The 14,577-nt window shown below is 66.9% G+C and carries 12 protein-coding genes and 2 pseudogenes; 5 read left to right on the top strand and 9 right to left on the bottom strand.

Features of this window, described 5'->3' with window-relative positions; genetic code table 11:
- Window positions 1-228: 228 nt before the first annotated feature.
- Entirely contained in the window at window positions 229-2,343 is a 2,115-nt protein-coding gene (locus tag QMG86_RS17455) for a hypothetical protein (RefSeq protein WP_281873339.1), read from the bottom strand.
- Window positions 2,344-2,630: 287 nt separating this feature from the next.
- On the opposite strand from QMG86_RS17455, the gene QMG86_RS17450 reads away from it, so the two are divergent.
- Together QMG86_RS17450 and QMG86_RS17445 are read left to right on the top strand one after the other, a co-directional pair.
- On the top strand, window positions 2,631-4,097 hold the full coding sequence (locus QMG86_RS17450; protein ID WP_281873338.1) for an alpha-L-fucosidase: 1,467 nt from the start codon (window positions 2,631-2,633) through the stop codon (window positions 4,095-4,097).
- Between the two features lie 48 nt (window positions 4,098-4,145).
- Window positions 4,146-4,745: a TetR/AcrR family transcriptional regulator gene (locus tag QMG86_RS17445; RefSeq protein WP_281873337.1), complete on the top strand. Its 600-nt coding sequence runs from the start codon at window positions 4,146-4,148 to the stop codon at window positions 4,743-4,745.
- A gap of 83 nt (window positions 4,746-4,828) precedes the next feature.
- Here the strand turns inward: QMG86_RS17445 and QMG86_RS17440 are convergent, their stop codons facing one another.
- From QMG86_RS17440 to QMG86_RS17425, 4 genes and pseudogenes are all read right to left on the bottom strand, one after another.
- Window positions 4,829-5,503, bottom strand: a complete 675-nt coding sequence (locus tag QMG86_RS17440) for a PAS and ANTAR domain-containing protein (RefSeq protein ID WP_281881001.1) — start codon at window positions 5,501-5,503, stop codon at window positions 4,829-4,831.
- Window positions 5,504-5,704: 201 nt separating this feature from the next.
- Window positions 5,705-6,802: a glycerophosphodiester phosphodiesterase family protein gene (locus tag QMG86_RS17435; protein ID WP_281873336.1), complete on the bottom strand. Its 1,098-nt coding sequence runs from the start codon at window positions 6,800-6,802 to the stop codon at window positions 5,705-5,707.
- A gap of 190 nt (window positions 6,803-6,992) precedes the next feature.
- A pseudogene (locus QMG86_RS17430) lies at window positions 6,993-7,674 on the bottom strand (SDR family NAD(P)-dependent oxidoreductase).
- Window positions 7,675-7,736: 62 nt separating this feature from the next.
- Window positions 7,737-8,216 carry a MarR family winged helix-turn-helix transcriptional regulator gene (locus QMG86_RS17425; RefSeq protein WP_281873335.1) on the bottom strand — a complete coding sequence of 160 codons (480 nt, stop codon included), beginning with the start codon at window positions 8,214-8,216 and terminating at the stop codon, window positions 7,737-7,739.
- A gap of 419 nt (window positions 8,217-8,635) precedes the next feature.
- Here QMG86_RS17425 and QMG86_RS17420 point away from each other — a divergent pair, with 419 nt between their 5' ends.
- On the top strand, window positions 8,636-9,565 hold the full coding sequence (locus QMG86_RS17420) for a cutinase family protein (RefSeq protein ID WP_281873334.1): 930 nt from the start codon (window positions 8,636-8,638) through the stop codon (window positions 9,563-9,565).
- 81 nt (window positions 9,566-9,646) lie between these two features.
- Here the strand turns inward: QMG86_RS17420 and QMG86_RS17415 are convergent.
- A pseudogene (locus tag QMG86_RS17415) lies at window positions 9,647-9,817 on the bottom strand (AMP-binding enzyme); the annotation flags it as partial.
- Between the two features lie 214 nt (window positions 9,818-10,031).
- On the opposite strand from QMG86_RS17415, the gene QMG86_RS17410 reads away from it, so the two are divergent.
- Window positions 10,032-11,258: a toll/interleukin-1 receptor domain-containing protein gene (locus QMG86_RS17410; RefSeq protein WP_281873333.1), complete on the top strand. Its 1,227-nt coding sequence runs from the start codon at window positions 10,032-10,034 to the stop codon at window positions 11,256-11,258.
- Between the two features lie 110 nt (window positions 11,259-11,368).
- A complete protein-coding gene (locus tag QMG86_RS17405) occupies window positions 11,369-12,310 on the top strand; it encodes a DNA polymerase domain-containing protein (protein ID WP_434086106.1) in 942 nt (313 codons plus the stop codon).
- Between the two features lie 8 nt (window positions 12,311-12,318).
- On the opposite strand, the gene QMG86_RS17400 is transcribed toward QMG86_RS17405, so the two are convergent.
- The 3 genes from QMG86_RS17400 to QMG86_RS17390 all read right to left on the bottom strand — a co-directional run bounded on the left by QMG86_RS17400 (window position 12,319) and on the right by QMG86_RS17390 (window position 14,570).
- Window positions 12,319-12,528, bottom strand: coding sequence for a hypothetical protein (locus tag QMG86_RS17400; RefSeq protein WP_281873331.1), 210 nt, complete (start codon window positions 12,526-12,528; stop codon window positions 12,319-12,321).
- Between the two features lie 309 nt (window positions 12,529-12,837).
- Window positions 12,838-13,452 (bottom strand): class I SAM-dependent methyltransferase, encoded by a 615-nt coding sequence (locus QMG86_RS17395; protein WP_281873330.1) that lies wholly within the window; start codon window positions 13,450-13,452, stop codon window positions 12,838-12,840.
- Window positions 13,453-13,484: 32 nt separating this feature from the next.
- A complete protein-coding gene (locus QMG86_RS17390) occupies window positions 13,485-14,570 on the bottom strand; it encodes an aldo/keto reductase (protein ID WP_281873329.1) in 1,086 nt (361 codons plus the stop codon).
- Between the last annotated feature and the right edge of the window lie 7 nt (window positions 14,571-14,577).

Genomic DNA, 14,577 nt, shown 5'->3' with positions numbered 1-14,577 from the left:
CGGCGGCATCAAGGCCGATCCTCCGGACCGCTCGCTGAGCGCGCGGACATCGGTGACAACTTCCCGCCGGTATTCAGCCCGCACCTGGTGCAGAGCCGCACGTAGAGCGATTGCGGGATTCAGGTGAAGCGTCGGACGTGCGGTATTGCTGGGCCACACTTCGGCGCTGTGCGCCTGAGCCGGAGCTGTTACCCGGTTGCGGGGTCGGTGAGGGTGCCCGATTTTCGGTCAGGATGGTGGCTCTTCGTCGAGTTCGCGAGCGAGTTCCACTGTTTCGTACAGCGGGCTGCCCGGCCCGGCATCGACCGCGAAGACGTCGGAATAGTGTTGTGGCGCAGGCAGGCCGGGGTTGGCCGCGAACTGGTCGGCAAGGGCGGTGAACATCGCGTCGACGAGGCTTGGCGCGAACTCGAGGGTGGGGAGGGAGCAGTAGGCGGCGATCCATGTCGGCAGCATGAATGCCTGGCCGAGCCATCTCAGTTGGTCGGGCAGGTAGACGGTGAGGATCGGTAGGTCGACATCCCTGATCGCGGGCCAGGTGTCCGCCGCCTGGTCGGCGTGCTGGGTGAGGAAGACGATGGCCTCGGTGCGCAGTTGCAGCATGCCGCGTTTGATGGCGTGGCTGGGGTCGTCGGCGAATGTTCTCGCGTCCAGCGGTCGGCAGTCGATGACCACGCGCTGCGATTGCCAACGGTCCGAAAACCAGCGGCGGATCTCACGGTTCCACTCCAACGCGGCCAACAGGTCGGTATCTGCGTTCTGGCGCCGGCTCAGATCGGGTACTCGGTCGACGACCTCGGCGAAGTCCAGCGCGAACTCCGAAGGAGGATAGCCCCGGGTCAGACGCACCGGCGATCGCTGGTGCTTGCGTCCGTACCGCGGCAATGCCCGAAAAGCCGCGCGGTGCATCGCCCAACCCATCGGGTGGTTGGTCGGCGCCGGAAGAGTGATGAGCTGATCGGTGAACAAGTCGTCGGCGATGCGATTGACCGTATCCACGTCGCGGAGGAGGCCGATCAGCAGCCGTAAGGTGCTCACTGCCGCGAATACGTCGATGAGCACGCGCGGAAGACTCGGTACATCCAGTACAAGGGTGTTGGGCGGGAAGTCGGGCGTTCGCCGCCCCGACCGCACCGAGAGCAGTTGCCGGGCCGCGAATTCGCGATCGACCGCCGTCAAGCCGGAGACGGTGAGATCCGCGACGACACGGCCGCGGAGGAAGTCGGAACGATCCCGGAGATATTGCGTCAGCTCCGCCTCACGTCTGCACCACAGACTCGCGGCGTATCGCTCCGAGCGCACGCGAGCGATCACCGGTGCTGCGGCGAAGAGGCGCCACACCATTGCGGTGTTGGTTTCACCCGCCGGGACCGTCACCGCGTCGATGGACACGTGGGCGGCGCCCCAGAGGCCGAGCGTCATCAGCGTCGGTTTGACATCGCCGGATCTGTGGCTGAGCGCTAGCGAGGGGCGCGGCCACCACGGGGCGACAGCGCTGAATGCGTAGAGGACGACGTCTGCCGGCCGGACGTCTTGCCACGGATGCGAGATCGCCTCCTCGAGCCAGGCCAGGGCCCGCAGTCCCAGGGCGTAACGGCGCAGGACGCACAAGCCGAGTGCCTGCACGGGATCGTCCCTGGTGGCCACGAAGCCGACAGCGGCCACGATCGGCGGACAGACCAGGAGTTCGGCGACGAGGCGTATGGCCGCGCGCAGGGCGTCGTGCTCCCATGTCTGACCCAACCAGTACCAGTGGTCCTGCCACCAGATGGGTTGTCCCTGCTGCGTGGGAACGAGATTCGGTTGCTGGTCGCGCCATTCCGCCGCATACCAGGCCTCGACGGCGCGGGCGAGGTCGATCTGCGGCTGGTCTGTCCACTCCACGATGTCCAGCACTTGTTCGAGTCGTTGCAATGTCGCTCGATAGAGCAGGTCGGCGTCGGTGGTCTCGGCGAAGAGGAGGCCTGTGAGCGCACTACCGGTGATCGAACTCAGCCAGGCGCGAACGAACTCCGCTTGCAGCAGCCGCTGTGACGGTTGTCCGGCCGCACCTGGCTCTTCGCGAAGGATCGGAATGAGCCGAGTGAGGCACTCCGCCCGCCGGTCGGCGAGGGGCTCCGCGCCGGTGAGCACCTCGTCGAGGGCAGCGGAGTTCGATGTCCGGCCGAGGCCGGGTGGAACCAAACCCGTCGGCTCGGCTTCCAGTAGCGGCCAGTCGTCCAAGGGGCCGCGCTGACTCCAGGTTTGCATCGCGAAGCCGATCACGGAGTACCGGACCCCCTGGGCAACCCAGTAGTCGTGCGGCCACGGTTCGTGCCACATCACGTCGGTTCCGTCGTTCACCCGCCGCTCGAGCGAGGTCCACCAGGACTCCCAGATCCGCGGATCTATCTCGTCTACCGCTCGTCGAAACCAGGCATACGCACCGGCTGCGACATCAGACCCCGACACGTGCGCATCCGGAAAGGCGCTCAGCCACAACGACGCTCACTACTACAGCATAAGGGCGACCAGATGAGTGTCCGGGGTGAATGCGGCGGGGAGTTCCGCATCCGGTCCTCGCCGGCGTGCAGCGGCTGACCGATCGGTCAGCTACCCTTGGCCTGCACGCACACGAGAAGAGGGGCAGGATGAAGCAGCTCGCGGGTGGAGTGAACGAGCCTTCGCTGGGATCACCGGCGCGCCCGAAACCGACGTGGTTCGGGGAGGCCAAGTTCGGGATCTTCGTCCATTGGGGATTGTTCTCGGTGCCCGGCTTCGCGCCGAGGGGCCGTTATACCGATGTGCTGCGCGACGATTACCGGCACGCCATGACCAGGAATCCCTACGCCGAGCAATACCTGAACGCGATGAAGGATCCCGGCTCGCCGACCGCCGCGTTCCATCGGCGGCACTTCGGCGATCTGCCGTACGACGGCTTCAAGACGATGTTCGAGCAGGGGCTGGAGGATTGGCGCCCGGACGCGTGGGCCGAGACGTTCCAGCAGGCAGGAGCCCGGTACGTGGTGATGGTCACCAAGCACCACGACGGGTTCGCGTTGTGGCCGACCGGTGTACGCAACCCGCACAAAGCCGGATGGTGCACCGAGCGCGACCTGGTCGGCGAACTCGCGGACGCGGTGCGCGGGCGCGGGATGAGATTCGGTGTCTATTATTCCGGCGGAATCGACTGGACCTTCCAGCCGAAGACGATGAAGACCCTCGGGGACTACATCTACTCCCCGCACGGCCGCGATTACCCCGCCTACGCCGACGCCCAGATGCGTGAACTCGTGACCCGCTATCGGCCGGACATCTTGTGGAACGACATCTCGTGGCCGACCGGCCGGGAACAGTTGCTCTCGTTGTTCGCCGACTATTACGACGTGGTGCCCGACGGTGTGGTCAACGATCGCTGGCAGATCGACTCGTGGGTCAGGAAGGTGATGCGCTGGAAACCGGCCAGGGCCGGTTTCGATCTGCTGATGAAGCAGTTGCTCACCGCGCGCCCGGACCTCCTTCACAACGCGGCGCCGCAGGCGGTTCCGCACGCGGATTTCACCACTCGCGAGTACACCCGATTCGACACGATTCAGTCGGTCGAATGGGAGGCGACCCGGGGTATCGGCAACTCGTTCGGTTTCAACCGCGACGAGACCGACGCGGACTACGCCTCCTTCGAAGACGATCTCTTCCCGGCTTTCGCCGACACGGTCGCCAAGAACGGCAATCTGCTGCTCGATGTCGGCCCGAGCGGTGGCGCGGGCGTCATTCCCGCGGCGCAACTCGATCGGCTCGCGGCGTTCGGCGACTGGCTGCGGGTCAACGGCTCGGCGATCTACGGCACCAGCCCCTGGAACGAAGCGGCGGGCGAGACGGCCGAGGGGCTGCCTGTCCGGCTGACGTGCGACAGCACTGCCGTCCATGTCCTGGTGGTCGGCTATCCGAAGGGGCGCGAGGTCACCTTGAAGGCACTGTCGCTTCCGGGATCCACCGGCACCTTGGCGGCGGATGGCAGCTCGGTGACGGTCCGCAGGCGTGGTAGCGACACCGTCCTCGAGTTCACCCGTGATCTGACCGGCATGTACTCCCCTGCGGTGGCCATTTCGCGGTCCTGAACGCGTTGCGGGACCGTATTGATCTCAGTGGAGACGAAGGAGAACATCGTGACAGTCGACCCCGCAGAATCGGCCGCCGACGTGCGTCGTGGGCAGCTCGTCGACAGTGCGATCGCCCTTATCGCCGAGGTAGGACATGCTCGTACCTCGCTGTCGCGGATCGCGGAGAAGGCGGGCGTCTCGAAAGCCGCGGTGCTGTACCACTTCAAGAACAAAGAGGAACTGCTCGATCAGGTGCTCGACCGCGTGCTCGGCGGCCTGGTCGAGCACGTGGAGGCGGCGGTGCGCGCCGCGGGCACGCCCGCCGACGCGGTCGGCGCGTACATCCGGGCGATGCTCGGCCATCTGAGCGCCCACCCGTCCCATATCCGAGCGCTCACCGAGGCCATCGCGATCGGCGAGGCCGCAGGCCGTAGCACGATCCGCGCGGACTCCTCGCGCTGGCGAGTACTGGCGGACCTGTTGGCCGCGGGGCAGGCGGATGGCCGGTTCCGCGCGTTCGACGTCGAGACGACCGCGGTGGTGATCAGCGCCGCTATCGACGGTCTGGTCGGCCGATGGCTGACCGAACCCGAGTTCGATCTGCGGGCCGCAGCCGAAGAACTGGAAGTATTCGTCTACCGCGCGATTTCTGTTGCCGGACGGTAGACGCAGGGCACACGGTGGGCAGGCAGTTCGAGTCCGCAACCACCTTTTGCTACTTCGTTCGGCCGCAGCGGTCGCACCGCCGGCTAGTCCATGACGGGTTCCGAGGGCGTCACCCGCTCGTGCAGGGTCAGCAGGAGATGATCGAAACGGGTGCGTTGCTGCACCAGCGCGCCGCCCATCGCGACGACGTCGGCGGTCAGTTGCTCGGCCAGCACGCGGATCTTGATATTGGTCTCCTGCGAGCGCCAGCGCAGCACCCGGAACGCCTGATCGGCGTTGACGCCGTAGACGAACATCACCACGCCCTTGGCCTGTTCGATCACCGCGCGGGCGTCGATCACGTCGGGTAGCACGTCATCGAGGGCTTCCTGCAGAGTGTCCTCGAGCGTCTCGGTGACATCGATGAGGTAACCGGCGGAGCCCACCACCGTGCCGTCGTCGTCGAACAGTTGATCGCCGATGACGATCACGTCGTGCGTCTCGCCCTCGGTGTCGATGATCCGCTGGCGGGTGCAGAACGGCGTGGCGGTCTCGATGGCGTGGGCGAGCGCCTCGGCGACGCGCACGCGGTCGTCGGGGTGCAGGTGGCTTTGCAGGAGTTCGGCGGACGGGTCGACCTCGCCCGGTGCGTACCCGTAGATCGCGGCAGCGTCGTCGGACCATTCCCACCGCTGGTCGGCGAACCGGAAGCGAAAGCTGCCGATGTTGGGGCAACCGCCCAGCAATTCGGATGCAGTCTCCTGCTCCCGTTGTCCCATTTCAGTCACCGGTCCAGTATGGCCCGCGCGCAAGCGCAGGTCAGGAGGAGGATGGCCTTGTGTGGCCGGCGCCTCGCCGACCAGCGGCGCGCCTGGGCGGCCGCAGGGCGACAAAAGTGAAACAGGAATATTCGCGAACCCGAGGTCAGCGGGTGCGGCGCGACGGGACTCGATGGCGTCTTGCTTCTTCGGCCGCCGAGCTCAGGGGCGGTGATACGACGGTGGCAGGCGGTAACCGCGGTCGGACAGCAGGGCACGCAACACGTCAGGGCGATTGGTGATCAGACCGTCCACCCCGAGGTCGAGCAGCGCGGTCATGGTCGGACGGTCATCGACCGTCCACGGCACCACCCGCATGCCGCGGCGGTGCGCGGCGCGAACGAGTTCTCTGGTGGTGAACGGCTGATAAGCCGGATCGGTGATCGGGGCGTTCTGTGGCGTGCCGTGGACCGGCGAGACCGCCGCGGCGCCGATGGCGGCCGCGGCCGCGACGTATTTCTCCTGCAGCGTTCCCGGGAAGTCGTCGATGTCCATTCCGCCCAGCCACGGGGAAGCGCCGGCTTCTCCGGCTCGCAACTTCGGCTGGCCATCGGTCAACGCGACGACCGGTAGGTCGGGCGCCGCCTCGCGCAGCCGCCGCAGGGTGGCGAAGTCGAAACTCTGGATGGTGACCTGCCGCGCGATGCCCGCCCGGCGGATCTCCGCTACCACGATGTCGACGAACTGTTCACGCGGCGCGGTTTGTTCCGGGGCGGCGGCCTCGACCTTGGTCTCGATGTTCAGCATCACCTGATCGGCGTGATACGCGCGCACGAGGTCGAAAACCTCCGATAGCAGAGGCATTCGCGCTCCCGGCGCGGTGCGCTGTCCGGGTTGGTCGGTGGAGGGCACCGAACCACAATCGATCGTCCGCACCTGAGCCAGCGTCAGATCGCGAATGAAGATGTTCCCCGGCACATAGGGGAACTTCGGGTCGCCGGGAACGTCAGGCGCGGTGTCCACGCACTTCGCCGGACTCGGATCGCGGTCGTGGGTGACCACCGCGTACCCGTCCGCGGTGATCTGCACGTCCAGCTCCAGCGTGCTCACCCCGAGTTCCAGCGCGTTCGCGAAGGCGGGCAGCGTGTTCTCCGCCACCAGCCCCAGCCCGCCGCGATGGGCTTCGAGATCGAACGCGGCCGGACCGTCGGCCGCCGCCTGCTGCGCGCCTGCCGTCAGACCACCGGCTGCCAGCATCCCCGCCACCGCGCCCACCACGCACATTCGCCGCATCGTGTCATCCTGCCGCCGGGTGGTCACGCTCGGATGAAGAACCGGTGAACGGCGAGCCGCCGCGCTCGGCTCGAGGCGTCCGACGCCATCGGGATGTGACCGAGCATGCCGCGTTCGGTGGTCGACCGCGACGGCGAGAACGAGACCGGTCGCGGCCTCGGCCAGTTGCTCGCGGAAGACATCGAGCCGTCCGTCGACAGCGATCGTCGGGCTCAGGTCATCCGGCCGACCATCCGGCGTCGACGGGCACGATGGCGCCGTTGACGAACGAGGCGGCGTCGGAAGCGAGGAACACCGCGACCGCGGCCATCTGTTCGGGCGTGGCGAGGCGTTGCTGGTTGAGTTCGATGATCGGTCGCAGCGGGGCGACGCCTTCGGGGTCGAAGTCGGAAGCGATGCCGGTCATCGTGGGGCCGGGCAGGATGGCGTTGCAGCGGGTGCCGTCGCCCGCGTGTGCCCAGGCGATGTTGCGCGTGATGCCGAGACGCCGTGCTTGGACGCGGTGTAGGCGATTCCGGCCGCGCCGCCGCGGATTCCGGCTTCGGAGGCGGTGTTGACGGTCGCGCCGCTCCCGCGTTCGAGCATGTGGGGCAGCACCGCTTTGGTGACCAGGAAGGTGCCGGTGAGATTGATGTCGATGACCCGGTTCCATTGCTCGAGCGAGGTGTCGGCGGGCAGCGCCATGCTGTCCATGATCCCGGCGTTGTTGCACAGCACGTCGATGCGGCCGTAGGCGTCGAGGATGAGCTCGACCAACCGGTCCACGGCCTCGGCGTCGAAGATGTCGGCCGCGACGGCCGGGCATGCTCGCCGATCTCGGTGGCGGCCTGGTTCGCGCGGTCGGCGTCGACGTCGGCGACCACGACTCGGTGTCCGGCCCGGGCGAAAGCCTGAGCCATGGCGCGGCCGATGCCCGAGCCCGCGCCGGTGACGACGGTGACCGGCTGCTCGCTGGTGTCGGTCATGGACGGTCCTTTCGGTCGGTGGGGGTGGACGGCCGTGGCGCCACCGTGGGTCGATGTTCGTCGAGCAGCAGCGTGGCGAGTTCCTCGAGTAGTGCCGCGGCACGCCGCGCGGCGGCGGGGTCGCCGAGGGCGCTGGCGAGGGTGTCGTCGATGGGCCGCCGGCGACGGTCGATACCTCGCGTGAGCTGCTCACCCGGGTGAACCAAGGTGCGGCGACGGTCGGCGGGATCGGTGTCGGTGACGAGCAGACCCCGCTCGGCGAGCCCGGCCACGATCGTGGAGACGTGACTCTGGACGAACCCCGTGCGCTCACACAACTGGCGGATGGAGCAGCCCGGATACTCGGCGACCTCGCCGAGGATCGCCATCTCTCCCGGGGACGGAAGGCGGTCGCCGGGAGCGATGTCGGCCTGACGCGACAGCTCGGTCAGCCGCCGAGCCAGGCGATAGAGCTGCCTGCCGTTCACGCGCCTCACCGCACCAAAATGATCTGTGAGAGATACATCTGGAAGCGATGAATCTGTCCGAGTCTGCTCCCGGAGGTGTGCGGCCGCCTCTCGCGAATCGGTCGCAGGGCTGCCTGAAATTGCACTATGTGACTGCTGATTTCTCTCATGCACCGATAATCCTTGGCATGAGCCCTGCTGTCTGCTTCGGCCGGTTGTTCGGTGGGCCTGTGGCTCCACCGCGTTGATGTCAGCGTGAAAGCCATGCTGGTAAGCAGTATTCAGAAATGCCCAGCTGGAGGCATGGCGGTGGACCAAGGTTGTCGATAACGACGGAAGTGGTGGAACGGGAAGCGCAACGTCTGTTATGTTAATAATCGTTCTGATGTGATGAGCGCTCTCGCGGTCTCCGTGATCAGTGCTCGGGCTCAATGAGGAGTGGCGCAGATATGGACGAACTCGTCCTGCGCGGAGCATGGAAGACGATCGCCGCCGTATGCCTTGCGGCGGCGGTGACCACCAGTCTCCAACTCGGTGTCGTATCCGTTGCCGAGGGCGCACCGCCCCATTGCCCGGCGTTGTACGCCGTAGCGATCCCCGGAACATGGGAGACGTCCAGCACCGGCGCGGGCAAAGGAATGCTCGCCGTGAGCCTGAACGATCTGCCCGGTGACGTCGAGGTCGACTATGTCGGTTACGCGGCGACGGCCTTCCCTTGGGAGAGCGAAGTGTACGGCCGCTCCAAACAGGAGGCTATCGACAAAGCGCGTGGCTTGGTCTCGGGCATGGCGCAAGCGTGTGACGTGACCCGGATCGCGTTGCTCGGCTACAGCCAAGGTGCCGATGCCGCAGGTGATCTCGCTGCCGAGATCGGTACCGGGCGGGGCGTGGTGCCGCCGCATCGGGTCGTTCTGGTGGGGCTGATCTCCGACCCTCGTCGCTCGCCCGGTGACACGCTGATCGGTCCGCCCGTCCCCGGCGCGGGCGCGGCGGGTCCCCGGATCGGCGGATTCGGCCGGCTCGCCGCGCGGACCTACACCTTCTGCGTCGCGGGTGATCTGTATTGCGCGATGCCGGATGGCGATTTCGCCGGACGGATCGCGGGCTTCTTCGTCCAGTTGTCGAATCCGGATCCCGCGCAGCTGGGCAGCTACCAGCAACAGGCGACCGAAATCATCGGCGACGCACTGGCCGCGGGCGGGCTCGGCCTCTTGTCCGATCAACTCAACGCCTCCGCTTACGAACAAAGGAAGCGGCAGATCGATGATTTCCTGCGATCCGGCATCCACCAGAGCTATCCCTCGTACGCCATCGGCCCGGATGCCGCGACGCCCTTGACTTGGCTGCGGCAACGCCTCATCGAAGCAACCGGCCCCTGACCGGCCCCGGGCGACGAGGCGCGGTGTGCGCCGCCGGTTCTCCGCCTCGACGGCCGGGTCGAGGCGGATCGTCGCCCGACGCTAGATCTCGGCCTGCTCCAGTTGGCGGCGCACCAGCTTGCCGGTGGCGTTGCGTGGCAGTTCATCGAGGAACACCACATCACGGGGAACCTTGTGGCGGGCGAGGTTCGCTTTGACGTAGTCCTTGATCTCCTGCGGGTCGCGCTTGGCGTCCAGGGCGGGAACGACGAATAGACCTATTGGTCTGTGGTACTGGCAAGGGTGGCAACCGGACTTTTACCGCCCGGCAAGGGAGGAGCGCGGTTCTGGTTTCGTGCTGCCGGGGATCGGCGAGGAGAATCTCCATCGGCTGACTTTTCGCTGAAGTCGACGCGATAATGCCGTTCAAGATCTCGCGACGCATCGAGGCTCGTCAGAAGTCTCGTTCGGGGAAAGAGGGGGGTACATGAATCGCTATCGGATATTTCTCAGCTATCGCCGGGACGGCACTCACCACTTCGTCGGTCGGCTGCGCGCCACCTTCGAAAAGGAGCTCCCGGACGACCTGACTTTCTTCGACCGGGACTCGATCGACGTCGGGGTTCCCTTTCGTCAGGCGATTGTCCAAGCCATCGCCGGATCGGCTGTGGTCATCGTGGTCATCGGGTCGGAGTGGCTCAGCGCCCACAACAAGAGCCGATTGCACGCACCCGACGACCCGGTACGCATGGAGATCGAGACGGCGCTGAGCCTGGGCAAGGTGATACTCCCGCTTCTGGTGGACGATGCCAGACTGCCCCACCCGGACGAGTTGCCACCGAGCATCCGGAATTTGCTCGAGCACAACACTGTTCGGATCAGGTCCGAGGTTTACGACGACGATACGGACAGGCTGGTCCGCATCGTCGATGGTCTCGTCGCGCAATCCGTCCCCGAGCGCAGGACCGACAGCGGCACCGTGTTTCCCGACACCGGCGAGAGCGCCAGCACGTATCTCAACGTGGCGATCGCTGGCATCGCGATCCCGCTGTTCGTCTGGTTCGTATTCCGAGTGCACGGTGAACTGCGCGATCTGCTCTCGGTGCTCTTCGGCGTCTCCGTCGTCTCCGGGCATTTCTACATGATCAGCCGCGGTGACAAACTGGCGATCGATGCGGGCGGCGTCGAGGTCCGCAAAGTCGGCGTCGTCCATCGCTTCTCGTGGCGCGATATCGACAGGTTGGCGATATATCCCACCGGGAAAAGCGTCTTCCTCGTCGCGCGGATGGTCGACCCTCTGATACAGCGGAAGTACAGCCACGCCAGCGGTTGGCCTCGCTGGGACAGCGGAACGGGACAACTGCTCATCTGCGATCTGAAAGTGGAAGCCTACCGTAACGCAGGTAAAGACGGCGGATCCATCTCCTTCACCACCGACCGATATTCGGGCGGAAGCGAATATGTGCTGGAGTCGGTGAAACGTTACCGGCCCTATGGCGGGTTCGGGGGTTTGCCGCCGCCGGTCCCCGTCTCGGATCCGGTCCCGCGCAGGGCGATCGGCGTGGCAGTCGCTGTGGTGCTGGCCGTCCTCGTCACCCTCATGGCTGTGTCGGTGGCTCGATCGACGGATACGGCGTCGAGCAGAAACCGGCATTTCGGGCTCTATCCGACGACTTCCGGAATGGTGGAGTACGGCGATACCGCGCGGGCATAGGTCGCGGGAGATCGCGGCCGCGTCATCGCCGCGTGTGGCGGGTTGACCTCGGTGGCGTGGGCGGGCATGGTGGCCCGGTGGGCCAGGAAGAGGTGCGCCACGGTGTGGCGATGTCCAATCTCGATCAGCCGCTGTTCGACGGTGCGGAGGCGACCAAGCGGGATCTGATCGACTATCTCGAGGCGGTCGGGGAGCGGCTGGTCGCTGTATTGCGCGACCGGCCGCTGTCGGTGGTGCGAATCCGGCCTGGTCAGCCCGCGTTTATGCAGAAGAACCTGCCGAAGTACACGCCGGAGTGGGTCCGGCGGGTGACGGTGTGGGCAGAGAGTTCCCGGCGCGAGATCTCCTATGCGTTGTGCGACGACGTGCGCACCCTGTTGTGGTTCGGCAATCAGCGCGCGGTGGAGTACCACCCGACGCTGCTGCCCGCCGACCATGCTCTCGGTCCGACACATCTGGTGCTCGACCTCGATCCCTCACCCGGGCAGACCTTCCGGCACGCCGCGGACGCGGCGAAGTTGATCCGTACGGCGCTGGCGAACGACGGTTTGGCGGGTGCGGTGAAGACCAGTGGCGCGAAAGGCGTGCACGTGTTCGTCCCGGTCGAGCCGGGCACGCCGGTCGAGGATGCCGCCGCGGCCACTCGCGCGATCGCGGCCCGAGCCGAGCGGCTGGACCCGGACCTCGCCACCACGGCGTTCATCAAAGAAGACCGTGCGGGGAAGGTGTTCCTCGACTCGACGCGCGCGGGTGGCGCGACTGTGGTCGCGGCCTACAGTCCCCGTATCCGCCCCGGAACGCCGGTGTCCTTCCCGCTCACGTGGTCGCAGCTCGACGAGGTGACGCCGACGGACTTCACTCTGCGACCCGCGCTGACCCGGCTGGCGGACCGCGATCCTTGGCGAACCGAAATGCCCGCGCCGCAACGGCTTCCGGACGATTTGATCGCCGAGGGCCACACCATCCCGGTGGCCCGGGTGCAGGCGATGCACGAGGGTAAACGGCGCGCCCGCGCGCGCCGTGCGGGTGCGGACACGCCGCCCTCCGGCTGATACCGGGGTCACGCGAGACAGATCAAGAACGCGTTGACGTTCACTGCGGGCGGAAGGATCCACGGTAAACACGGCGGGGCGGAGAACCCGGCCATGGCTTCGTGTCGTTGCTCCGTGCCGGGAGCGGGCGCGGATTCGGCGGTGGCCGTGCCGGAAGCGGCGGCGATGGCGGGAGCTAGCGCCAGCGCGACCACCCCGGCGTGCAACTTCTTGTTCATGACGAACCTCGCTGTCGTCGTGCCGGGCGCCTCCCTGCCCGGCCGTTTCGGTTGTCGACGGATGCTCAGGCCGCCGGAGCGAGCGATCCGGCGACGGGGCGGGATACGAACCCCGCACTCATCGATTACCTCGCTCATCGGTGCGCGCCGCAAGGGGTCACCGAAATCCCTGTCGTGTGCGGGGTCCTTCCGCACAAGTATTCTCCTATAGGGAGAATCTCGATCTCGGAGACGGCGCTGGATGTCTCGACGCTCGCCGTTTCGCTGTGGCGCGCCCGGTGAAGGAGCACGCCGAGACCCGCGGGGACTTCAGGGCGGACATGAGGCCGTGACGAGCTGGTAGGCGCCGTCGACCCGCTCGACGCGCGGTTGGTGAAAGCCTGCCGCCTCGAGCATGGCGACGAGTTCGGTGTCGGAGTGCAAGCGCACGCGTCCCGCCAGCGGCGCGGGCATGACCGAGCGCGGCGGCTCGGGTGCGACGGTGTGCAGGACGAGGCGTCCGCCGGGCGCGAGCACGCGATGCAGTTCGGCGAGCATGGCGGGCACGGAGACGAAGAACAACACGTTCATCGCGGTGGCGCAGGTGAAGTGCCGATCCGGCAGAGGCAACGATTCGGCGGCCGCCTCGACGACCTCGAGCCGGCCCTCGCGCACGGCGTCCGCGTTCGCCGACTTCGTGAGCGCCACCATGTCGGCGCTGTGATCCACCGCGGTCGTCCGGCAGCCCGACTCGAGCGCTCGTGCGGCGAAGGTGCCGCCGCCGCAGCCGATTTCGAGAAGCCGGTCGTCGGGGGTGAGGTGCAGCGCCGCCAGCGTGTCCCGGAAGATGTCGTGGTGGGACTTCATGTCCCGCCACATCCGCCGGGCCAGCGGCCCTCGCGGTCGGCGCAGCAGGTGGTCGACGAACAGGTCGAAGAGAGCCAAGATCGTTTCCTCGGGGGTGTCGGTGCTGGGTGTCAGGACCTGGAGCGCGTTTCGACGCGCATGTCTCCGACAAGGGTCCGGCGCGCCATGGGGCGCGCGAGGACGTTGTGCGGATAGCCCGCGGTGATGGCAGACGCTTCCCGGAGCTGGTCGAGATGGTGCTCGTCGAACTGCACCGTCAACGCGCCGAGATTGTCCTCGAGTTGCGCGAGGGTGCGTGCGCCGAGGACGGGCGCGGTGACATCGGGGTGCCGCAGCGTCCACGCGAGGGCCACCTGCGCCGGTGAGCGGCCGAGTTCCGCGGCGACGCGGCGCACGGAATCGGCTATGGCCAAGCTTCGATCGGTGAGACCCTCGCCGGCGACGATCAGGTCCTTGCGGGAGGTGCCCAGCGTCGGCTTGCGTGCGTCCGGCGGCAGGTCGGCGCGGGTGTACTTGCCGGTGAGGACGCCACCCGCCAGTGGCGACCAGGCGACGACGCCGAGGCCGAGTTCCCGCGCCATCGGCAGCATGTCGTGCTCCGCGGTGCGCTCGGCCACGTTGTACTCGAGCTGAACGGCGATCATCGGCGTCCAGCCGCGCAGATCGGCGATGGTTTGCATGCGGGCGATCTGCCAGGCGGGGGTGTTCGAGATGCCGACGTACAGCACTTTGCCCGTGCGCACCAGATCGTCCATGCCGCGCAGGATTTCCTCGGCCGGTGTCCGGTCGTCCCACAGGTGCAGATAGAGCAGGTCGAGATAATCGGTGCGCAGGCGGCGCAGGCTCGCCTCGACCGACGCGATCATGTTCTTGCGATGGTTGCCGCCGGAGTTCGGGTCGGTGAGCCGTCGCAGCGCGGAGTACTTGGTCGCGAGGACGAGGGCGTCCCGGTCGGTCGAGGCGAACTCGCCGAGCCATTCCTCGGCGGTGCCGCCGGTGTAGTTGCCCGCGGTGTCGAAGAAGTTGCCGCCGCGGGTGACATACGCGTCGAAGATTCGCCGGGCTTCCCCTTTGTCCGCTCCCCATCCCCAGGCGGATCCGAAGGTCAACGTACCCAACGCCATCGGTGATACGCGCAGTCCCGACCGACCCAGCAACCGGTAGCAGTCCAACGCATTGTTGAAAAAGATTGTCATTACTGGT

Origin of the sequence: Nocardia sputorum (assembly GCF_027924405.1) — a bacterium.
Classification (GTDB): Bacteria; Actinomycetota; Actinomycetes; order Mycobacteriales; family Mycobacteriaceae; genus Nocardia; species Nocardia sputorum.
The sequence above is the reverse complement of the archived record's forward strand: the minus strand, read 5'-3'. Positions and strand labels throughout refer to the sequence as shown.

Coding starts and splice junctions, on each gene's coding strand:
- QMG86_RS17450 (WP_281873338.1), top strand. CDS start 2,631: ATGAAGCAGCTCGCGGGTGGAGTGAACGAGCCTTCGCTGGGATCACCG.
- QMG86_RS17440 (WP_281881001.1), bottom strand. CDS start 5,503: ATGGGACAACGGGAGCAGGAGACTGCATCCGAATTGCTGGGCGGTTGC.
- QMG86_RS17420 (WP_281873334.1), top strand. CDS start 8,636: ATGGACGAACTCGTCCTGCGCGGAGCATGGAAGACGATCGCCGCCGTA.
- QMG86_RS17410 (WP_281873333.1), top strand. CDS start 10,032: ATGAATCGCTATCGGATATTTCTCAGCTATCGCCGGGACGGCACTCAC.
- QMG86_RS17405 (WP_434086106.1), top strand. CDS start 11,369: ATGTCCAATCTCGATCAGCCGCTGTTCGACGGTGCGGAGGCGACCAAG.
- QMG86_RS17400 (WP_281873331.1), bottom strand. CDS start 12,528: ATGAACAAGAAGTTGCACGCCGGGGTGGTCGCGCTGGCGCTAGCTCCC.
- QMG86_RS17390 (WP_281873329.1), bottom strand. CDS start 14,570: ATGACAATCTTTTTCAACAATGCGTTGGACTGCTACCGGTTGCTGGGT.